Genomic DNA, 21,147 nt, shown 5'->3' with positions numbered 1-21,147 from the left:
TAAGGTTGCCTGCCATGTGATTGCGCTCTTATTTCTATTTTGAACTTTGTAGAATCTGCACATATACAGACTTAAATACATCTTTATCCATATATAAATATTCAGTACTACTCACCTGTTGAATACTGCTCAAGTTCGGTGACTTCTGACGCGACTGCACATAAAATTGACCCAAACGATTGGCCAGATGCTTCAAATCATTCGTAGCTTGCTCCTCATTGTGTGCAGTTAAATAGCTGACTTCATAGAGCTTGGCAAAGCGTGACTCACTACTGCTATACGATTTTTGAATAATTGCCCACTGCTTAGCCACTCCTGCCTCGCGCTGCGCTTTTTTCACAATCGGTGTCGCATCAACTTTATAGAATGTTCTTGAATCGAGCTGATGTTTTTTAATCAGCTGTTTGATTCTTGCCAGCTCCTGCCCTTTTGGCGTGTAACTACCATTTTCCTGACCATCATAATACGCCATGACCAGTGCAATCTCTTGAATATCCTGTGCCGAATAATGCTGCATAATTTGCGGATATTTCAGCGACAATAACATGCCATACACAAGCTGATAGGTTTTTATATAGGAATGGTTTTGTGCATATGCTTGGTTAGCAAGCTGCTGAATTTGCTCATCCCAACTGTGTTGCCCAAATAATCGCTTAAATTGCTCAGCTTTTTCCTGTAATACCGTTCCTTGGGCCGCTTCGTCAAAAGATTTAGCTTTACGCATTCCCTCACGGTCAATATTTTTCGGATGACCATAATTGCTCCACTGGTTATTCGAGCGGATATGTAAAGTCTTATTGATCGAATCAGCTTTCAATTGTGCCTGATAATTGGTGGTGACAGCGCGTCCCTGACGGTCGATACCGATCTCAATTACTAACGGATTACGCTGTTCTACTTTCGCCAGCAACGCCTGAATTTGAGGTTGTTTGGCTTGCCACTGGGTTTTAAAATCTGTGGCGCTCACCCATTTTTCCGATGATTGGCCTTTAAACAGTTCCACCACTTTAAACACATTTGTCCCTGTCTTGGCCAGTTGTTCTGCAAGTTGGTCATCCTGTGTCTGAGTTGCAAACAGATCAACACCTTCATCCAGACAGGTTTGATATTGCCCTACACTCGCCGACTTCGGTTGTTTTTGCAAATTTACGCATTGCTGTTTGGATACATCAGCCGCTTCTGTATCAGATTCTTCAGCTTCACTCGCACTCAACTCGCTATTTACTGCGTCATTTTTGACAGCTGCCGCAGCATGATCTTCTGTATCACTTGTTGCCGCAGAAGCCACAGGCTCTAGGTCTTTTGTATCGGTTAAACCCGTATCCTCATTTTCTACAGCCGCATGATCTTTCCATAAATCATAGGCCCAATCTGCCTGCTCTTGTGGCGTCATACGGTTTAAATCGACTTGCTTGACTTCTTCTGTAGTGACAGGTTTTTCACTAAGCAAATGCCGGGTCAAATAAGCACTATTGACCGTGCTATAGCTCAGGCTTTGTGCAACATATTCCTCAAGAGAGGTGTGCAATTGTACTTTTTCGACAACACCCTGCTGGCGTTCAGCGGCACTTACACTGACATGAGTCAACTGTTCTGGTGTTGCCAGAATATAGGGCAACGCATTGCTTTGTTTCAGGTAATCGACCAACAAACGCATATCCAGCCGATTGAACTGACCTTTAAATTTAGACAGGTCAAAATACATCAACTGGTCACGCTGTTCTGGAGCAGCCAAAAATGGCATAAATGCAAAAACGTTGGTATAGAATTTCGCCTGTTTCAAGTCAACGATGAGCGGATAACTAAGCTGCATTTGTAAACTTGGGGTCTGATAACGAGCCGTCAGGTTCATACCCGCCACCTGATCGCGATAATCAACGCCACCCTGATAATTCACTTGAAAATCTTGTAAGAAATTGAAACCTGTTGTAAGCAGACGTGACCACTTTTGCTTGCCGTTTTGCAGTTGTTCCTGAAGCAAGGCAAACTCAAGCTGCTGACGCTGCTCGGCAGATAAATTGATTTGCTGTGTACTCAAATAATGATTTAATTTGTTTTTTAACTCCGGATTTAACTCAGGATTTTTCTTGAATGCATGTGTATTCTGTTGCACATCAAAACTAAGATTCCCTTTGAAATCAAAGCCCGAATTCTCATAAATTGCACTGACTGCATGTACAGTATGATCCTGAATTTGTTCCGTTTTTTGATGTGACTGAACAAAATGCTGTGAACAACCTGTCAAACTTAAACCAAATAAACAACATGTTAAATATTGTAATTTCATCATCACTTGTTTTTCCGTCTTGTTATATCGACTTATCGCTATAGTGCGATTTTTCGGAGATACTTTAACAAAAATAATAATATACAAATAATAGCTTTATGTAATTCAATCCATCGGATTTGCCTTATTGACAGCACTTGCAAGTCAGGCTATCAATGTAATTAGTACACGGTTATGAATAATGAAATCCATCAGAACGCAATAAAAATTAGGATATTTGCCTTATGACCACATATAAAGCGCCCCTACGTGACATACGTTTCCTTATGAACGAGGTGTTTCATTATCCTGAGCACTATAAAACCCTCTCCAATGCTGAAAATATTGATCAAGACACGGTCGATATGATTTTGGAAGGGGCGGCAGATTATTGTGAAAATGTCCTCGCACCGTTATATCAAACGGGTGATGATGAAGGCTGTCATTTTAAAGATGGCGTCGTCACCACACCAAAAGGCTATAAAGAAGCCTACGAGCAGTTTGTCCAAGGCGGCTGGCAAGGGTTGTCCTACCCTGAAGAATTTGGTGGGCAAGATTTACCCATGTCACTCAACCTGATTAAATCCGAAATGATGGGTACAGCCAACTGGTCATTTACCATGTATCCGGGTTTAAGTATGGGCTGTATGAATACCATTATGCAGTTTGGTACGCCTGAGCAGAAAACCACGTATATGCCGCATCTGGTAGCAGGAACATGGAGTGGTACCATGTGTTTGACTGAGCCACAGTGTGGTACTGACCTTGGGCAAGTCAAAACCAAGGCTGAGCCGAATGCCGATGGCAGCTATGATATTACAGGCACCAAAATTTTCATTTCGGCAGGTGAACATGACCTGACTGAAAATATTGTGCATATTGTGCTGGCACGTTTACCAAATGCACCTCAAGGCACCAAAGGTATTTCCCTGTTTATTGTGCCGAAGTTCTTGCCAAATACCGATGGTGGTGTGGGCGAGCGTAATGCGGTGAATTGCGGTTCGATTGAACATAAAATGGGAATTAAGGCATCTGCCACAGCAGTGCTGAACTTTGACCAAGCCAAAGGCTTCCTGATTGGTGAGCCGAATAAAGGTTTACATGCCATGTTTACCTTTATGAATACAGCGCGTATCGGTACAGCAGTACAAGGTATCGCCCATGCAGAATTGTCTTATCAAGGTTCGCTGCCTTATGCCAAACAGCGTATGTCGATGCGTGCGCTGTCAGGTAAAAAAGACCCAGACAAACCTGCTGATGCAATTATTCACCACGCCGATGTGCGTCGTATGTTATTGACCCAAAAAGCCATCGCTGAAGGTGGGCGCGCCATGATTTATTATGCTGCGCAGCTTGCTGACAAAATGAACGATGCTTTAAAACGTGGTGATCAGGCAGAGTTTGAAGCCTATGATGACAAACTCGGTTTTTACACCCCGATTTTAAAAGGTTTCCTGACTGAGCTGGGCTTTGAAGCAGCCAATCATGGCATGCAGGTCTTTGGCGGACATGGTTATATTAAAGAATGGGGTATGGAGCAGATCGTCCGTGATGCCCGTATTTCCACCCTATACGAAGGTACCACAGGCGTACAAGCGCTGGATTTAATCGGACGTAAAGTGCTGCTGTCATCTAAAGGTAAAATCATTCGTGACTATACTGCGGAGATTTTAAAATTCTGTGGTCGCCATGCGCGTAACAAATACTTGCGCCGCTTTATCTGGGATTTAACCAAACTTTGCGCACAGTGGAATGCGATTACGGTACGAATTTTCTTGGCAGCCCGCAAAGACCGCGATGTGGTATCGGCTGCCTCTGTCGACTTCTTGATGTTCTCGGGTTATGTGATGATGGCCTATTTCTGGGCACAACAAGCCGCGATTGCTTCTGAAAAAATCGAAGCAGGTGACGGTGCAGAAACCATCGAGTTTTATAAAGCCAAAATCAAACTGGCAGATTTTTACTTTGACCGTATTTTGCCACGCTCCCAAGGACATGCCGAATCTGCGGTAACCCCATCAAAAAGCCTGATTGGCTTACCTGTCGAACATTTCAGTTTTGATTACTAAGCCATAATTTCAAAATAAAAAGAGCGCTCAATGCGCTCTTTTTATTGGTTAGCTTTAATCGTCTAAATCGAGGACTTGTTCCAGTAACCGTTCTGATGGCGCGAAATAATAAGCGCCGTCCACCGCAGTCACAAAATGCAACAAACGGTCATGAATTCCATCGCCACTGGTTCCAAACATGCGCTGCAACATACGGTCTATACGCGTCAAATCTTTGGTATAGGCAATAAAAAATAGCCCCTGATCACCATGCCCATCGCCATACGGTAGGCTGTGACGCAAGATTTCCAGTTCCTCACCTTCATCATCCTCCACCACAGTACGGGCAATATGGGCATTTTCAGGTTTAGCTTCATCGTCCAGTTCAATCGACTCAAGCTTGGTTCGCCCGATCACCTGTTCCTGAGCATCGACTTTTAAACGGCGCCATTTGTCCAGATCATGCACATAACGCTGGGCAAAGACAAAACTCCCCCCTGCAAATTCACCTGCTTCTGCACCAAGCAGTGCGGTTTCTTCACGGTCATCGCTAAATTGCGGGTTTTCGGTACCGTCGATAAAACCCGTTAAATCACGCCCATCGAGATAGCGAAAGCAAGCGCGTTCATCAAGGACTTCCACTTTGTCATGAATGCCATTAAAAAAGGTCTGACTCAAAGAAAAACAGATGTCGGTACGCTGACTGGCAATATGAATCAGTATATCGGCAGGCTGCACAGGCATGTTAAACGCACCCGCTTGTGGATCAAGCTGCTTGAACCCTGCGGGCATGGTGCTATGCAGCTGACTCCACAAGTCAGGGCCAAAAGCCACTGCAGTTTTAATTTGCTCATTCGGATGCTGGGTAATCAGACGATCTCGTTCCGAGAAAAATTTCTCGAGTTGTTTTTTTAAATTATGAAGACTGAGCTGGTTCAAACGAACCACAAGAAAACGCGCATGATCTGAAGGTAATGGCAAAATCACGGATTGAGCAGTCATGAAAAGCTCCTAAATGCTATTGTAATTTATCGTTCGGATCATTCTGCCCGAAGCATTCCCTGCTTAATAGGCTATTTTTGATAATATTTTTTGCGCTAAACAGTCACCTTCCATGAGTTGCCACAGAATTGCGATTTTGTTCAATCCAGTTAAAATCAGAGTCACGATCATTTTCCCCAACCTAAAGGACGCACAACCTTGTGACGACCCTGATGATTTCTTATCTGATTGCGATTACTTTACTGACAATTACCCCTGGGCTGGACACCACGCTAATTTTGCGTACAGCAACAGTGGAAAGTCGGCAAAAAGCTTTACAAGCGGCGATTGGAATTAATCTGGGGTGTCTGGTCTGGGGACTGGTGGTTGCCTGTGGGCTGGGGGCATTGCTGAGTAGTTCAGTATTTGCCTTTACCCTGCTGAAATGGACAGGGGCAATTTATCTGGCTTGGCTCGGGGTACAAATGCTGCGCAACCCACGTCAGCACTTGGGCAATTTTGAACAAGGTACAACTCCGCAGCAAAACTGGTTACTCAAAGGCTGCCTGAGTAATCTGCTGAACCCAAAAGTCGGGATTTTCTATATTTCATTTTTACCGCAATTTGTCCCAAACCAACAGGCAGCGACCGCTTGGATTATGTTGCTGGTGCTGATTCATATTGTACTGACACTGATCTGGTCGGCTTTCCTGATCATCGGTTCACAGCCTTTTGCCAAATATCTGAAACAGCCGAAAATCGTGCAGAGTATTGACCGTATTACGGGTACTGTTTTTGTTTTGTTTGCGCTGAAACTGGCATTCAGCAAACGCTAAAATACAGACACGATAAAGGGGCATTTTGCCCCTTTGTCATGTTGAATGCCAGTTCAGTTAGAAAATTACGATTGAATTCATCTCATATCAATTCACCAAGATAAAATCATGATAATGTTTTTCATTCTTATCAAATACTTCATACTTTCTTGATTGATCCTAGAATTTATAAAAACTCTTCTAGCACGCTATTTAAAAATAAATGCCCTTTTTCAGTACAAGCAAGTCGCTCAGCATCTTCGATCAAAAGTTGTTGTTGCTGTAAGTTTTCAACACTTGCCGCAACACTGGAAAATGGCAAACCTGTACGCTGCTGATAAAACTCACTCGGTACGCCTTCATTTAAACGCAGTGCATTCATCATAAATTCAAAAGGCAGATCTTCGTCTTCAATGCGTTGCCATTGCAATGCAGGCGCAGGCACTTTGGCAAGATAATCCTTCGGTAACCGACTTTTTTGGAAACGGTAAATGCCATCGGGCTGCGTGACTTTACCGTGTGCCCCTGCCCCAATTGCCAAATAATCTCCAAACTGCCAGTAATTCAGATTATGTCGTGAAGGCAATTCTTTACGCCATGCCGACACTTCGTAATTGATAAAGCCTTGTGCTTTTAAATACGCTTCACCTTGCTGTTGAATCTCAAGCAGTACATCTTCATCGGGTAAAATCGGCTGAGTACGGAAAAATACTGTATTCGGTTCGATGGTGAGCTGATACCAAGACACATGCGTTGCGCCACATTCCACCGCCAAACGCAAATCCAGTAAGGCTTGCTCAAGGGTTTGCTGTGGCAAGCCGTGCATCAGATCAACATTGACCCGTTCAAAACCTGCTGTTCTCGCTTGCTGAATGGCTTTTTGGGCATTGTCACTGCTATGAATCCGCCCTAAACGCTGCAAATGTTCGTTGTCAAAACTCTGCACACCAATCGACAGGCGGTTAATGCCTGCCTGTAAATAATCGGCAAAAGGCTGATGTTCCAGTGTGCCTGGATTGGCTTCCAAAGTAATTTCACAGTCGGCAGCAAAATTAAGACGCTGTTTTAATTCGCTAAATAACCACTGATAGCCTGCAGCCGAAATCAGTGATGGCGTTCCGCCACCAATAAACACACTCTGAATCTCGCGCCCCTGTGCCCATTCAATCTGCGTATCAAAGTCTGCAACCAGCGCCTGTAAATATTCCTGTTCCAAATCCAGTGACAATTTGCCATCGGGTACAGCATGCGAATTGAAGTCACAGTATGGGCATTTACGCACACACCACGGCATATGAATGTACAGCGACAGCGGAATATTTTGCGGATTAAACAAGCTCAAGAACTCAGCCTAAAATAAGAAAAACCATCGTAGATTTTAGCATGTCTGACACATAAAAGCCGCTGGGCAATGCTACACTGAACTGAAAATAACAACAGCAAGGATCAGCCGTGAAACTTACAGTCCACCTGTTATGGTTGTGTCCGCTTGCCTTTGGTGTGGGCATTGCCATGACTTTTCAAACGGCGATTAACAGTGCCTTACGCGAACATTTAACCTCAGCGCTGCATGCTGCTCTGATTTCCTTTAGTGTCGGGACACTGACTTTATTACTGCTGGTTCTGTTTTTTACCAAAAGTTATCCGCAATGGCAGACCTTGAGCCTGTTACCGTGGTATTTGTGGTTTGGTGGCTGTTTGGGGGTTTATGCCATCAGCATGAGCATTTATACTGCCCCTAAACTGGGCTTTTTGACCTTTTCTGGTTTGGTACTGTTTGGTCAAATCAGTATGTCAATATTACTGGATCACTTTGCGTGGTTTGGTAATGAGCGTGTCCCGATCTCTTGGCAACGTGTTTGCGGAGCCGTCGCAATTTTTGTCGGTGTATTACTTACTCTACAACGCTAATTTATTTGAGTATTTTCAGTGCTAAAAACTCCTTCGACAGGCGTGGAACTCAGACGCCTGTTTAGTCTTATGATTCCCATTCTGATTACCCAGTTTGCCCAAGCGGGTTTAGGGCTGATTGATACCATTATGGCGGGGCATTTGTCCGCAAGCGATCTGGCTGCGATTGCCGTTGGTGTCGGGATCTGGATTCCTGTGATGCTGATGTTTACAGGCATTGTACTGGCAACAACCCCATTGGTGGCTGAAGCGCTGGGCGCTCGGCAAGAGCACCAAATTCCGCATATTGTGCGTCAATCTTTATGGGTCGCAGGACTACTCGGCATTTTAGCCATGTTACTGCTCCAGTTTATGCCGCTGCTATTACCGTTATTTAAAGTTCCTGTAGATTTAATGCCCAAAGCCAGCCTGTTTTTGCATGCGGTTGGTTTTGGTATGCCTGCGATCACTTTATATACGGCACTGCGTTGTTATTCGGAAGCACTGGGTTATCCGCGCCCTGTGACTGTGATTAGCTTGTTGTCACTGGTGGTTTTGGTGCCACTGGATTACATTTTTATGTATGGAGTCGGTCCGATTCCACATTTAGGCAGTGCAGGCTGTGGTTTCGCCACCGCGATTTTACAATGGCTGATGCTGGCCACTTTGGCAGTCTATATTTGGAAAGCAAAAAAATATCAAACGCATAAAATTTTCAGTCACTGGGAAGCATTGGACAAAGCCATTGCCAAACGGATTTGGGATTTGGGTCTTCCGATTGGTTTAGCCGTGTTTTTTGAAGTCAGTATTTTCTCGACAGGCGCGATTATTCTCAGCCCACTGGGCGATACCATTATTGCTGCACATCAAATTGCCATCTCGGTCACTTCACAACTATTTATGATTCCGCTGTCACTGGCGATTGCACTGACCATTCGGGTGGGCACCTATTACGGAGAAAAAAACTGGGAAGGTCTGCGCAAAGTACAAAAACTTGGCTTAATGACAGCAACAGCGACAGCATGTCTGACCATGGGTTTTATTGCGCTATTTCATAACCAAATTGCTGCGTTATATACCAGTGACCCTGCCGTGGCACAGGTGACTGTGTATTTGCTGTTTTTCTGTATTGCTTATCAAATGATGGATGCATGGCAAGTCAGTGCCGCAGGCTGTTTGCGTGGGATGCAGGACACTCAAGCGCCAATGTGGATTACTTTACTGGCTTATTGGGTGGTGGCATTACCGCTCAGTATTTACTGGATTCGCTATCAGCACATGGGGCCACAGGGCATCTGGATCAGCCTGATTGTGGGCTTGGCAGTGGCATGTGTGCTGTTGCTTGGGCGTTTGTATAGGATGAATCAGCGTTTAAAAGTGCAAGCCTACTGAATTTATTTTCAGAGAAATAAAAAACCGCATCAATTTCAGATGCGGTTTTTTATGGCTTGAGAAAGCTGAAATTTAATGCACTAAAGCATCGGCAATCGCTTCAACCAACTGCTGTGCGATTTCCTGCTTACTGGCTTTAGCAAGGTCACGTTTTGGTAACGCATGCTTTTGTGCAAAAAATACCGTCATGGCATTTTCATCGGAAGCAAAACCAATGTCGCTACGTGACACGTCATTACAGGCGATCATATCCAGTTTTTTCGCGACCAGTTTACCTGCGGCATATTCTTCAACATTGCGGGTTTCTGCGGCAAAACCGACCATAAACGGGCGTTTCTGCTGCTGGGCAATGGTCGCCACAATATCGGGATTTTTAATCAGTGAAACATCGAGTTCATCGCCCGATTTTTTAATTTTATGCTCGGCAACCTGCGCCACACGGTAATCTGCCACCGCAGCCGTGGCAATAAAAATATCACAGCCATATTCAAGCTGCTGCAAACTTTGATCCAGCATTTCTAAAGCCGAATGTACATTCACCCGCTCCACACCATTTGGCGTGTCAAGGCTGACAGGCCCTGCAATTAAAGTGACTTTTGCCCCAGCAGCATAGCAGGCACTGGCTAAAGCAAAACCCATTTTCCCTGTACTATGGTTAGAAATATAACGTACTGGATCAATCGCTTCACGGGTTGGCCCTGCGGTAATCACCACACGTTTGCCTGCCAGCAAACCAAATTTTTCAGCAATTGCACGCTGGGTCTGATGAAAATACAGTTTGACCTGCTCGGCCAAAAATTCAGGCTCTGGCATACGCCCCAAACCGACATCCCCACAAGCTTGTGACCCTGCCGCAGGCATAATCACATGCACGCCATCTTCAACCAGCATCTGCAAATTACGCTGCGTGGCTTTGGCTGCCCACATTTGCTGGTTCATGGCAGGCGCTACCCAAACAGGCGCTTTGGTTGCCAGATATAAAGTACTCAGCAAATCATCGGCTAGACCATGTGCAAATTTGGCCAGCGTGTCACAACTGGCAGGTGCAACCAGTAACAGGTCTGCCCAACGCGCCAGTTCAATGTGCCCCATTCCCGCTTCAGCTTCTGGATTGAGCAATTCGGTATGTACAACATTGCCTGAAAGTGCCTGAAAAGTAAGTGGGGTAATAAACGCCTGTGCGCCATGAGTCATCACCACACGGACATTAAAACCGTAGTCTTTTAGACGGCGAACCAGAATGGCACTCTTGTATGCAGCGATACCACCAGTTACAGCCAACAGAATGTTTTTGCTTGAAATTACGCTTACATCAAAGCTCACGAGGGGCTACCTTTGTGTTGCAGTGGCGCTCACAATAGCATTAAATATAGCGAATCCCAAGTCATGGGAAAAACAACAACGATTTATTTAGAATTAAAAAATATGAGTTTATCCAGCATTAAATCATGGCCCGAACAGGAACGCCCACGCGAACGATTATTAAACCAAGGTGCGAGCAGTTTATCTGATGCAGAATTACTGGCAATTTTTCTGCGCTCAGGTTCACAGCAATATTCTGCCGTAGAGCTTGCGCGTGTTCTGATTCAGCATTTTGAAGGGCTTGCGCCTGTTTTTGATGCTTCACTGAACGATTTATCCAATTTTCACGGCATTGGCCCAACAAAATACGCTCAACTGATGGCAGTCAAGGAACTGGGACGGCGCTATTTGAGCCAGAGTTATCGGTCGCTGCGCCAAGCACTGGATTCATCAACCTTGGTCATGGACTATTTACGCTATGAGCTGCAAGGCGAAAAACAGGAAGTGTTTGCCGTGCTGTGCCTAGATGCCGAATTGCACAAACTCGACTTTAAGAAATTATTCTTTGGGTCATTGCAACACTGCAGCATTTCCATCAATCAGCTGCTGCGCTATGCCATCTCCCAGCATGCCGTACATATTGTGATTGCCCACACACATCCGTTTGCTATGGCACAGCCTTCAGCTGCCGATTATGAATTGACAAAGCAAATTGCTACTGCCTGCCAACTGCTTGAAATCCAATTACTTGACCATTGCATTATTTCACCAACAGGTTCATTCTCTTTCGCGGAGCAACAGCTTTTGCCTTCTCCTTCAGAATTGAACAAGCGATAGAAGCCTTATGATTATCCGCGATAAAAGTAATATTTTTAACCTGTTATTTTCTTGGAGAGGCACAATCCTGCCTAAAGTCCTGCCGTCTTTAGCCGTAGTGATGCTGGCTTCCGCAGTGACTGCAACACTTACTTATTATGGTATGTTGCACGTGCCACAAGTTCCTGCGATTGGCTTTACCATTTTTGGGGTAATTCTGTCGATCTTTTTGGGCTTTCGTAACAATGCCTGCTATGACCGCTGGTGGGAAGGTCGCAAACTCTGGGGCGCACTGATTGCCAATGCCCGCCACATGGACCGAGATACCCGCGTCTTGTCACATGCCCGCCGAGAGCGGGTCATTCACCATGTGATTGTATTTGCCAACATGCTACGTGACCGTTTACGCCATCAAACTGCCAACCCGACCCAATTACTTGAAACAGGTCGCTTAAATGAACATGCCGTAGAACGGCTCAATCAGCATTTGAACGCACCGCAATATACCTTGGGACTGATTCAATGGGAGCTGATGCAAGCACTCAAAGACGGTGAAATTAGCGATATTTTGTATCAGCAGGTCAACAGTCATGTGGTCGATATGGGCAATGTCCAAGCAGGTTGTGACCGAATTGCCAGCACTCCCTTACCTTTTTCTTATTCAGTTCTATTGAATCGTACTGTGTACTGTTTCTGCTTTTTGCTGCCTTTTAGTCTGGAATCGATTCTGGGCTTATGGACACCGCTGTTTGTCGGGATTCTGGCGTATTTGTTTTTGGGACTCGACATGCTCAGCGCCGAACTTGAAGAGCCGTTTGGCACTCAAGATAACGATTTACCACTAGATTCGATTGTACGCCTCATCGAGCGTGAATTACTGAGTTCACTGGGTAAGCCAATCCCTGCCCCGATTCAGGTAGACAATCATAATTTGCTATAAAAAAACCTTGAAATGCTTCGATTCGACTTTTTCATCATTCCCCTTTCATTTCTCCCGATACAAGAAAAATAAAGAGAGTGTAAGTTGTGATGAAAAATCGATTGTTGAGCATTTTTTCACTCCAATCCCCCCGCAAGGAATGATGTCGTGATTAAAATTTTAGGTCGAGCCGACTCAATCAATGTCCGCAAAGTGCTTTGGCTCTGTGATGAATTAAATATTGCTTATGAACGTGAAGATTGGGGACGTGGTTTTCAGTCGCCTCAAGCACCAGAGTTTGTGAAACTCAACCCCAATGCCACCATTCCTGTGATTATTGATGGTGATTTTGTACTGTGGCAGTCCAATTCGATTATTCGCTATTTGTCTAATGCTTATGCGGGGCAAAACCTTTATCCAGCCGATGCCAAACAACGTGCCATCATCGATCAGTGGATTGACTGGCAAGGCATTGAGCTGAATAACAGCTGGACGTATGCTCTGATGAATTTGTTTCGCCATTCTCCCGACTATCAAGATCCAAAGCTGGTGGAAAAGAGCATTCAGGCATGGAGCAAAATGATGAAGATGGTTGAGCAACAACTGGAAAAAACAGGGGCTTATATCACAAGCGAGCATTTTTCTTTAGCCGATATTGTGATTGGGCTATCGGTACAGCGTTGGTACTTAACTCCGTTTGACAAACCTGACTATCCGCAGGTGAAGCGTTATTATGAATTACTTAGCCAGCGTGAAGCCTATCTGCGCTGGGGCAATAACGGGCAGAATTAATTGAAACATCTGTAATCTGCACTTTTCATCTCAATCTTTAAAAAAATCTAAATCTGTTTTTGATGAATTGCCCCTAATCATTTTTGAGTGGCTTTGTATGCTTGATCTTTCTCCTTAAAATTAAGATCGCCATGCAAGCCACCATCCTGTTCAGTATGCTGATTTTCTCGTTCAGCATGTCAATTTCACCTGGCCCTATAAATATCACCATTCTTTCATCCAGTCTGATTTACGGGGTGAAAAAAACGTTGCCTTTCATTTCAGGAGCAACCATCGGATTTACATTGCTGCTGATTGTGACGGGTTTTGGCTTTTCCAAACTCCTCATACTTTATCCTTTTACGTTTAAGGGCTTAGCAGTAGTTGGATCACTATTTATTGGTTATACAGGCTACAGAATTTTAAGTTCATCCACACAGATTCAAATCACTCATCCACACTCAGCACCTAAGTTTTATCATGGTTTTCTGTTGCAATGGCTCAATCCTAAAGCGTGGATTGCATGTGCCTCAGGGGTCACACTTTTTTCTGTCCCAGATCGTTCTGCACCATTAATCATTTTTATTAGTCTGTATTTTTTAGTGTGTTACGGTTGCTTACTACTCTGGGGAATGTTCGGGCAAAAACTGGCTCATATTGTCACTCACCCCACACGTATAGGCATGTTAAATGCCATCATGGGCGGGGCTTTGATGATTGTGGCGCTTTCGATGCTGATCAATCTATTGAAGGGTTAAATCTTCGATAAAGATGCTGAATCAAGGCATAAGCAATGCCACTGATGGGAACATTAGCATGCCAAACTGCATATACACTAAGTGGTGGCAATCTCCACTCAGGTAAGACTTCGACAACTTGTCCTGTTTGCCGATCTGCTTGTGTTAATTCATCAGGCGGTGCGGCAAGCCCTGCATGTAGTTTAACCAATGCATATGATGCTTCCACGTTATTGACATAAACTTGTGGCTGATAACAAATTTCAACGTCTTCACCTGTTCTATCATGCTGAAGCCTTCTCGAATTAGGGCGCATACTCAAACCGATCCATCGCATCTGTTGCAAATCATCTGGCTGTTGAACAGGTGGATATTGGTCGAGAAATTTTTGCGTCGCCACTATACGGCGTGGCAATGCAAACAGATATTTGGCTTTAAATGCACTATTCGGCAGTTCACCGATCCGAAATGCGACATCAATATTTTCTTCAATAATATCGCTGCGCTGATCATCACAAGTGATCTGTAAGTTTAAATCCACATGCTGTTCAGCAAATGCCATGACATGCTGCATAAATTGCCCGTGAATAAACACGGCGGGAATCGAGATGTGTAACTTCTGCTTGGTGATAAGTGAGCGCTGTTTAAACTCGCTCATTCCTGTTTCATACAATCCCAATATTGACTTTGCTGTTTCTAGCAGTCGTTCACCATCATGAGTTAAAGTCATATTCCGCGTATTGCGGTAGAACAACGCGCACGCTAAATTTTTTTCGAGTTTATGCAAATGCTGACTGAGGGTAGCACTCGACAAACCCAAAGCTTTTGCTGCTTTTGAAATCGAACCAAATTCTGCAATCTTGGCAAAAATAATTAAATAACGAATATCTTCAATCATTGTTTTTATCTAATTCGTTGAAAAATCCATAACCCAGACTTAGCGAAAATCTTCCCAGATCCCCACCTGTTCAGGTCGCGGTCGTGGTGCCTGTCCAAGCTTGAGCCATGGCATATGTTCACCGTGAAAATCACTACCGATAGAAACCTTTAAATTGTTTTGCGCAATCATGCGATCAACCATTTGCCGAGTCGACAGCGAGTCTATTTCAGGTGCAAGCTCAACAGCATCTCCTGCACTTTGGGCAAATAAATCAATCAAATATCGGGTATTGGTCGCAGACAAATCATAACGGGTCGGATGCGCCAGTACCGCAAAACCCTGTGCTTCATGAATCGCCTGTACGGTATCCTGAATACTCAAACCATCAAACTTGACATACGCAGGCTTACCTTCTTTTAAGAAGCGGTCAAAAGCTTGCTGCAAACGGCTGACCACACCATTTTTGAGTAAGGCTTTAGCAATATGACTACGGGTAATCCGATCAGGCTGTTGCTCAACTTCCAGTAAAATTTCAGGATATAAATCAATTTTGACCAATTGCTGCAATTTTTCGCAAATAAGCTGGGCACGTTCAGCCCGAATTTGTTGCTGTTGTTCTAAAACATATTCTAAAGATTCAGGATTTTGCATATTCAGCGCGACAATATGCACACTATAGCTTTTCTTAGTGGCAGGACGTGACCACTGGCTGGAAATTTCCACACCCGAAATTAACGAGATGCCATATTGCTCAGCCGCCTGTTTTGCCCGTTGAATTCCTTGCATCGAATCATGATCGGTTAAGGCAAGCACATCAATATTACGTTCGGCAGCCAGTGCCAAAAGCGCTTCTGGTGACAAAGTCCCATCAGAAATGTTGCTATGTGTATGTAAATCTATCACCTGCATATTTTATACTATGCCATTCTCGAAACTGGATTAGATACTCTAACATGAAAGCACTTTTAGACTTTGTGCCGCTCATTATTTTCTTTTACTTATATAAGACTGTTGATCCGACCGACAAACATCATCCTTTACTCACTTTGATTGGTTCACCAGGCGGGATCGATAATAATAATATTCTGGCAGCAACCACAGGTCTGATTATTTCCATGTTAGTGGTTTACGGTGCATTATTTGTTTTCCAGAAATTCCGTTTAGATAAACAGCAATGGATCGTGCTGTTTATGACGGTGATTTTTGGGGGCGTCACCTTACTCTTGAGCGATGATTTTTATATTCGTCTCAAAGCCGCACTTTTAAATCTGGTGTTTGCAGGTGCATTTGCACTCTCTCCATTTTTTACCAAAGATCGCAGTACCCTCATCCAGCGCATGTTTGGCCCCATCCTTGAACTGACCTCATCGGCATGGAAAAAACTCAATTATGCATGGGCAGCAATGTTTGTGGTGATGTCAGGTTTACATGTGTTCTTCGCCTTTTTATTTGCACATGGCAAATATTGGGGAGAATTTACTGCATTTGGTGACATGATCGTGATGTTTTCTTTTATCATTATCCAGTTTGTCGTATTACGAAAACATTTCAAATCTCCAGAAGAGTAAATCAGAGAAGATTATGGCTTTATTTGTAGTATCCTGTACCGACCATGAAGGTACTCTTGAACAACGTATTGCATCCCGCCCTGCACATCTAGCTCGACTTGAACAGCTCAATGCTGAAGGTCGTCTGATTGTTGCGGGCCCTATGCCAAAACAGCCAGGTAATCCACAAGCGGGATTTTATGGCAGCACCCTGATCGTTGATTTTGATTCTCGTGAAGATCTCGACGACTGGCTGAAAGAAGAACCTTATCTCAAAGCAGGGGTTTATAGTCAGGTTGACGTTAAACCTTTCATTCAAGTTTTCCCAAAAGGATAAAATCATGCGTGTTGTTGTACCAAGCTTACTCAGCTTGCTTCTGCTTAGTTCTTCAGCATGGGCTGTTGAAACAGCAACTCAGCCGCAAGCTGCTGCACCCACGGGTACAACAGCAACAGCCCCACCGACAACACAAAAACCTGCTACACCCGCACAGCCCGCAGCCAAACCTGCGGCTGTCAAACTCAATCAGCCTGCCCCGATTATGGAGCTGACGCCTGCACAAATTGCCCAGAAAAAAGCTGAAGAAGATGCTCGCATTAAAGCATTAGTCAAAAACCAATTGACGCGTATGCAGCAATTGGAAAAAGCCAATCTGGATGCGTTAGCACAAAACCAAGCCCTCCAGCTTAAAAATGACAATTTGAATGTACAGGTTCAGGTGTTACAAAGTGAACGTAGCGCTCAAATCTTTATGTATGGTGCAGCGACCATGGGCGTTGGCGTGTTAATCGGCTTTCTGCTCGCAGGTTATATTTATACCAAACGTCGCCGTCAGTGGTAAATCTGAGGTAATTTTGCATGTTTAGTGCAATTGAAATGGCTGAGCTTGATTGGCAACAGGTCGATGGCATTGATGTGCCTATTTCCAAACAATTTGGCGATGTATATTTTTCCAAAGACAATGGTTTACTTGAAACCCGACATGTTTTTTTAAATGGCAATGATTTAACTGAACGTCTGGCACAGCTTGATGATTATGCCTATTTTTGTGTCGGTGAAACAGGCTTTGGTACAGGTCTGAATATTCTGGCCTTGTGGCAATTGTGGCAACAGGTTCGCCCTGACAATCATAGCCATTTGCATGCCATCAGTGTCGAAAAATTTCCACTGTCTAAACCTGACTTGATTCGAGCGCTCAATGCATGGGAAGAGCTGCGTCCTTTGGCTAAGCAGCTACTTGCCCAATATCCCCTACCGATTTCGGGCTGTCATCGCCTTAATTTTCCAGAAGAACGCTTTAGCCTAGATTTATGGCTAGGCGATGCCGAAGACGTGTTTCCAGTTATACCCAAAACCCGTCAGGTCAATGCTTGGTTTTTAGATGGATTTGCACCCTCATGTAATCCTGAACTGTGGCAGCAAAATGTTCTTGATCAAATTATCAGACTGTCAGATGTCGGGACAACTTTTGCCTCGTTTAGTGTTGCAGGTATCCTCAAACGTGGCTTGAAACAGCACGGCATACAGATTTCTCGTCCACGCGGTTTTATGCATAAGCGGGAAATGCTCAAAGGCATTTGGGCAAGTGAAGATCATCTGACTCAGCAACAAACTAGACCTGCTCAAAAAACCATTGCGGTATTAGGCGCAGGAATTGCAGGCTTATCTACAGCATGGGCTTTTGCACAACGTGGTCACAAGGTACATCTGTTTGATGGGAATGGTGCGCTCTCAGGTGGCTCAGGCAACCCTTTAGCCTTGCTCAATCCCAAGCTTTGTCCGATTCAACAAAGCCATGAACATCTGATGTTGGTGAGCTGGCAATATGCCCTACGGCATTATGCACAATTTAAAGCCTTTCGCCCGTTACAGGTTAGCCAGTTTGATCTGAAAGCCAATGGTGAACTGGCAAAACTGCCTGCCCAATATCCAGAAGATTTACTGACAGCACAAACGCATCCTGAATTGAACAGCGTGCTCTCAGGGATTACTTTAACTCAGGCCGGTGCTGTGTCTCCACATCAACTGCGTGACGAGATTTTGGCACATAAGAATATTCATTTTCACCCACAACACATCACAGCATTGAGTAATCAGACGCCAGTTCAGTTGCTGGATCAACAGCACTCTGTATGGCTTGAAGCCGACCATGTGATTGCCTGCTGTGCGCTAGATAATGCTCAGTTCTTTGAAAACTACCCTGTACTGAAACCCATTCGCGGGCAAGTCAGCTGGGTTAACAATGCAGCGCAACCTTTAGCGATAGATCAGGCTTATAGCTATGGTGGCTATTGTATGCAGCTCAATGTACAAGAACTGATTCTGGGAGCATCGTTTCATCCGCAGCGGGATGATGTTGATGTTCTTGAAGCTGATCATCAGCATAATCTGGAATTGTTGCGGCAGCTTAGCCCAGAATATGCCGCAACACTACCAGAGATAAAGAATTGGCAAGGACGTGCTTCAGTGCGCGCGCAAAGTCAGGATTATTTTCCATTGCTAGGTAAACCGAATACTGAACGTGAGGTATATAGCTTTGCAGGATTAGGTTCAAAAGGCTTTTTATATGCACCGCTGTGTGCTGAGATTCTAGCGGCTGAGATTCTTGGAGAAGCTTGTCCTGTACCGATGACTTTACGTCAAAAATTACAGGTACAGCGCTTTCATAAAAAACAGAAAGTCAAAAAACCATATTTTGTGCAGGAAGTAAAAACGAACAAGGAAAAAGAATTGTAAAATTTATTATGATTATTTTTCTTTAAACCGCACCTTTAGCTAAGGTGCGGTTTTTATTTGCTTTAATTTTGTTCGATTGGTAGACCCGCCTCTTTTGCTGCACGTGTTCCACCCATTAGGATCACATATTCACGAGCGCTATCGAAACCTTCCAGTTTTTCAGCTGCACGTGGGGCTTTACTGCCGCCGCCACAAAGAATATAAATTGGCTGACCCGCATCCACTTGAGTTAAGCAGCTGATATTCAAGTCATTAATAGGCTGATTGATTGCCCCTTTGATATGACCTTCTGCATAGGCAGCAGCATCACGAACATCCCAAATGACCGCGTCTTCTGGGAACTCAAATGTTGTAATTTCTTGTTTACGGATCATTGCGCACTCCTTTGATATAAACAACACTTGGCAAATGAAGAAAACCCTCTTAGCATCTCAAATATTTCATCCATTTGTAAAGGTCTCAACATGCCATCATTTGATATTGTATCTGAACTTGAGCTATTTGAAGTCAATCATGCTGTACAAAATACACAAAAAGAGATTGCAACACGTTTTGATTTTCGTGGTCAGGATGTTTCCATCGAACTCAATGAAAAATCAAAAGAAATTAAAATTTCGACTGAAAGCGATTTCCAATGTGAACAGGTCTATAGCATGCTCGAAAACCATTTTTACAAACGTAAAATTGATGTTCAGGCACTTGACCCACAAAAAGCCACAGCCTCTGGCAAAAACGTTGTACAGGTGATCAAACTCAAAGATGGGCTAGATTCAGATACTGCGAAAAAAATTAATAAATCCATTAAAGAGAGCGGCATTAAAGCGCAATCATCAATTCAGGGCGACAAAATTCGTGTTACAGATAAAAAACGCGATACGCTGCAACAGGTCATGACGTATTTACGTGAACAACAATTCGGTTTGCCTTTACAGTTTAACAACTTTAAAGACTAACATTGTTGTATAAAAAATCCCCGTAGTTCATTTTACGGGGATTTTTAACATCTCATATTTAAGCTTTTGTCTGACTTAAAAATTTCTGTTTGACTTCTTCTGGAATCTGGCGCTTATGCCCTTCTGTATCGACCGCGACAAAGGTAAATAACCCTTGGGTAATGCGTTTCGGTTCACGTGAGCTGTCATGGCTGTCCCAAACTTCGATCTGCATCTGAATTGAGGTATTACCAACCTTGAGAATCTTGGTATAACAGCTTACGACATCACCGACCTTCACAGGCACGAGAAAAGTCATTTCATGAATAGAAATCGTAGCACAGCGTCCCTTACTAAAACGCTCGGCATGAATAGCTCCCGCCAAATCCATCTGTGAAACAATCCAGCCGCCAAAAACATCACCACTCCAGTTTGTATCTGCTGGCATGGCAATGGTTTGTAATGACAATATTCCTTCTGGTTTTATGCTTGAATTTGGCACTTCTGCTCCCTATTTCATTAGTTGTTGATCTAGCCATTGCTTTAATTCGCTAGAACGTAATGCACCACTTATTCTACCAATTTCGTTGGTTTTATTCATCAAAACTAATGTCGGAATACTACGAACATGAAATGCCTGACTTAAGCGTGGATTCTGCTCGGTATTAATCTTGGCAAAAATCACATTGGGGTACTGCTTGGCAACTTCAGCAAAATGCGGAGCCATCATCTTGCATGGACCACACCAATCCGCCCATAAATCAATAAAAATCGGCAAATCACTGTTTTGTAAAATTGTACTGAAATTTTGCTCATTCAGTTCAATCGGCGCCAATGGCAATAAAACCTGATGGCACTGACCACAATGTGGCTGTGCTGCCAGTTTTTCTTCAGGCACACGATTTTTAGCTAAACAGCTTGGACATACCACGATCATGAGCCAATCTCCTCAATTATCTTTATTGCTATAACAATGAGGGTAAAACCTCAAAATTAAAACACTTAGCCCAAGAAAAAATCACCTAACCTTAACCTGATTTAACGTTTCATCATCAAATTACAGCGAGAGTTTGCGCTATCACAATAAGGTTAATGCTATGATAAACCAATCAAA

Annotated in this window: 22 protein-coding genes; 13 read left to right on the top strand and 9 right to left on the bottom strand. The window is 43.9% G+C overall.

Annotated elements, in window-relative coordinates:
- Positions 1-34: 34 nt before the first annotated feature.
- Complete coding sequence (locus tag P255_RS01970; RefSeq protein WP_004903094.1) at positions 35-2,290, bottom strand: hypothetical protein; 2,256 nt, start codon at positions 2,288-2,290, stop codon at positions 35-37.
- A gap of 221 nt (positions 2,291-2,511) precedes the next feature.
- Between P255_RS01970 and P255_RS01965 the strand changes: the two genes are divergently transcribed.
- Entirely contained in the window at positions 2,512-4,335 is a 1,824-nt protein-coding gene (locus P255_RS01965; protein ID WP_004903091.1) for an acyl-CoA dehydrogenase C-terminal domain-containing protein, read from the top strand.
- 54 nt (positions 4,336-4,389) lie between these two features.
- On the opposite strand, the gene P255_RS01960 is transcribed toward P255_RS01965, so the two are convergent.
- A complete protein-coding gene (locus P255_RS01960) occupies positions 4,390-5,316 on the bottom strand; it encodes a Dyp-type peroxidase (RefSeq protein ID WP_004903088.1) in 927 nt (308 codons plus the stop codon).
- A 200-nt stretch (positions 5,317-5,516) separates the two neighbouring features.
- Here P255_RS01960 and P255_RS01955 point away from each other — a divergent pair, with 200 nt between their 5' ends.
- Entirely contained in the window at positions 5,517-6,131 is a 615-nt protein-coding gene (locus P255_RS01955; RefSeq protein ID WP_004903087.1) for a LysE family translocator, read from the top strand.
- Between the two features lie 166 nt (positions 6,132-6,297).
- Here the strand turns inward: P255_RS01955 and hemW are convergent, their stop codons facing one another.
- On the bottom strand, positions 6,298-7,404 hold the full coding sequence (gene hemW / locus P255_RS01950) for a radical SAM family heme chaperone HemW (RefSeq protein ID WP_370664280.1): 1,107 nt from the start codon (positions 7,402-7,404) through the stop codon (positions 6,298-6,300).
- A gap of 158 nt (positions 7,405-7,562) precedes the next feature.
- Here hemW and P255_RS01945 point away from each other — a divergent pair, with 158 nt between their 5' ends.
- Positions 7,563-8,021, top strand: a complete 459-nt coding sequence (locus P255_RS01945) for a DMT family transporter (RefSeq protein ID WP_004903082.1) — start codon at positions 7,563-7,565, stop codon at positions 8,019-8,021.
- A gap of 69 nt (positions 8,022-8,090) precedes the next feature.
- Positions 8,091-9,392, top strand: coding sequence for an MATE family efflux transporter (locus P255_RS01940; protein WP_044450381.1), 1,302 nt, complete (start codon positions 8,091-8,093; stop codon positions 9,390-9,392).
- A gap of 72 nt (positions 9,393-9,464) precedes the next feature.
- Here the strand turns inward: P255_RS01940 and coaBC are convergent, their stop codons facing one another.
- Positions 9,465-10,715, bottom strand: coding sequence for a bifunctional phosphopantothenoylcysteine decarboxylase/phosphopantothenate--cysteine ligase CoaBC (coaBC, locus tag P255_RS01935; protein ID WP_004903079.1), 1,251 nt, complete (start codon positions 10,713-10,715; stop codon positions 9,465-9,467).
- A gap of 102 nt (positions 10,716-10,817) precedes the next feature.
- Here coaBC and radC point away from each other — a divergent pair, with 102 nt between their 5' ends.
- From radC to P255_RS01915, 4 genes are all read left to right on the top strand, one after another.
- A complete protein-coding gene (gene radC / locus P255_RS01930) occupies positions 10,818-11,531 on the top strand; it encodes a RadC family protein (protein WP_035365235.1) in 714 nt (237 codons plus the stop codon).
- A 7-nt stretch (positions 11,532-11,538) separates the two neighbouring features.
- Positions 11,539-12,450 carry a bestrophin family protein gene (locus P255_RS01925; RefSeq protein ID WP_004903076.1) on the top strand — a complete coding sequence of 304 codons (912 nt, stop codon included), beginning with the start codon at positions 11,539-11,541 and terminating at the stop codon, positions 12,448-12,450.
- 147 nt (positions 12,451-12,597) lie between these two features.
- A complete protein-coding gene (locus P255_RS01920) occupies positions 12,598-13,221 on the top strand; it encodes a glutathione S-transferase family protein (RefSeq protein ID WP_004903073.1) in 624 nt (207 codons plus the stop codon).
- Between the two features lie 131 nt (positions 13,222-13,352).
- Complete coding sequence (locus P255_RS01915; RefSeq protein WP_004903072.1) at positions 13,353-13,958, top strand: LysE family translocator; 606 nt, start codon at positions 13,353-13,355, stop codon at positions 13,956-13,958.
- On the opposite strand, the gene P255_RS01910 is transcribed toward P255_RS01915, so the two are convergent.
- Complete coding sequence (locus P255_RS01910) at positions 13,939-14,835, bottom strand: LysR family transcriptional regulator (RefSeq protein WP_004903071.1); 897 nt, start codon at positions 14,833-14,835, stop codon at positions 13,939-13,941. The genes P255_RS01915 and P255_RS01910 overlap by 20 nt on opposite strands.
- A gap of 39 nt (positions 14,836-14,874) precedes the next feature.
- Positions 14,875-15,726 carry a PHP domain-containing protein gene (locus tag P255_RS01905; RefSeq protein ID WP_004903069.1) on the bottom strand — a complete coding sequence of 284 codons (852 nt, stop codon included), beginning with the start codon at positions 15,724-15,726 and terminating at the stop codon, positions 14,875-14,877.
- Positions 15,727-15,770: 44 nt separating this feature from the next.
- Here P255_RS01905 and P255_RS01900 point away from each other — a divergent pair, with 44 nt between their 5' ends.
- Genes P255_RS01900 through mnmC form a run of 4 tightly spaced genes read left to right on the top strand, consistent with a single transcriptional unit; the run spans position 15,771 to position 19,101 of the window.
- Positions 15,771-16,385, top strand: a complete 615-nt coding sequence (locus P255_RS01900; protein WP_004903068.1) for a septation protein IspZ — start codon at positions 15,771-15,773, stop codon at positions 16,383-16,385.
- Positions 16,386-16,398: 13 nt separating this feature from the next.
- Positions 16,399-16,701 (top strand): YciI family protein, encoded by a 303-nt coding sequence (locus P255_RS01895; RefSeq protein WP_004903066.1) that lies wholly within the window; start codon positions 16,399-16,401, stop codon positions 16,699-16,701.
- A 4-nt stretch (positions 16,702-16,705) separates the two neighbouring features.
- Positions 16,706-17,206: an SH3 domain-containing protein gene (locus tag P255_RS01890; RefSeq protein ID WP_004903064.1), complete on the top strand. Its 501-nt coding sequence runs from the start codon at positions 16,706-16,708 to the stop codon at positions 17,204-17,206.
- Between the two features lie 17 nt (positions 17,207-17,223).
- Positions 17,224-19,101 (top strand): bifunctional tRNA (5-methylaminomethyl-2-thiouridine)(34)-methyltransferase MnmC2/FAD-dependent 5-carboxymethylaminomethyl-2-thiouridine(34) oxidoreductase MnmC1, encoded by a 1,878-nt coding sequence (gene mnmC, locus P255_RS01885; RefSeq protein WP_004903062.1) that lies wholly within the window; start codon positions 17,224-17,226, stop codon positions 19,099-19,101.
- Between the two features lie 62 nt (positions 19,102-19,163).
- Here mnmC and P255_RS01880 read toward each other — a convergent pair whose 3' ends face one another.
- Positions 19,164-19,475 carry a rhodanese-like domain-containing protein gene (locus P255_RS01880; RefSeq protein ID WP_004903060.1) on the bottom strand — a complete coding sequence of 104 codons (312 nt, stop codon included), beginning with the start codon at positions 19,473-19,475 and terminating at the stop codon, positions 19,164-19,166.
- A gap of 90 nt (positions 19,476-19,565) precedes the next feature.
- Here P255_RS01880 and P255_RS01875 point away from each other — a divergent pair, with 90 nt between their 5' ends.
- Positions 19,566-20,054, top strand: a complete 489-nt coding sequence (locus P255_RS01875) for a YajQ family cyclic di-GMP-binding protein (protein WP_004903058.1) — start codon at positions 19,566-19,568, stop codon at positions 20,052-20,054.
- A gap of 58 nt (positions 20,055-20,112) precedes the next feature.
- On the opposite strand, the gene P255_RS01870 is transcribed toward P255_RS01875, so the two are convergent.
- A complete protein-coding gene (locus P255_RS01870; RefSeq protein ID WP_162183192.1) occupies positions 20,113-20,481 on the bottom strand; it encodes an acyl-CoA thioesterase in 369 nt (122 codons plus the stop codon).
- A 63-nt stretch (positions 20,482-20,544) separates the two neighbouring features.
- Entirely contained in the window at positions 20,545-20,970 is a 426-nt protein-coding gene (trxC, locus tag P255_RS01865) for a thioredoxin TrxC (RefSeq protein ID WP_004903055.1), read from the bottom strand.
- Positions 20,971-21,147 lie beyond the last annotated feature (177 nt).

Source organism: Acinetobacter brisouii CIP 110357 (assembly GCF_000488275.1).
Lineage (GTDB): Bacteria > Pseudomonadota > Gammaproteobacteria > Pseudomonadales > Moraxellaceae > Acinetobacter > Acinetobacter brisouii.
The sequence above is the reverse complement of the archived record's forward strand: the minus strand, read 5'-3'. Positions and strand labels throughout refer to the sequence as shown.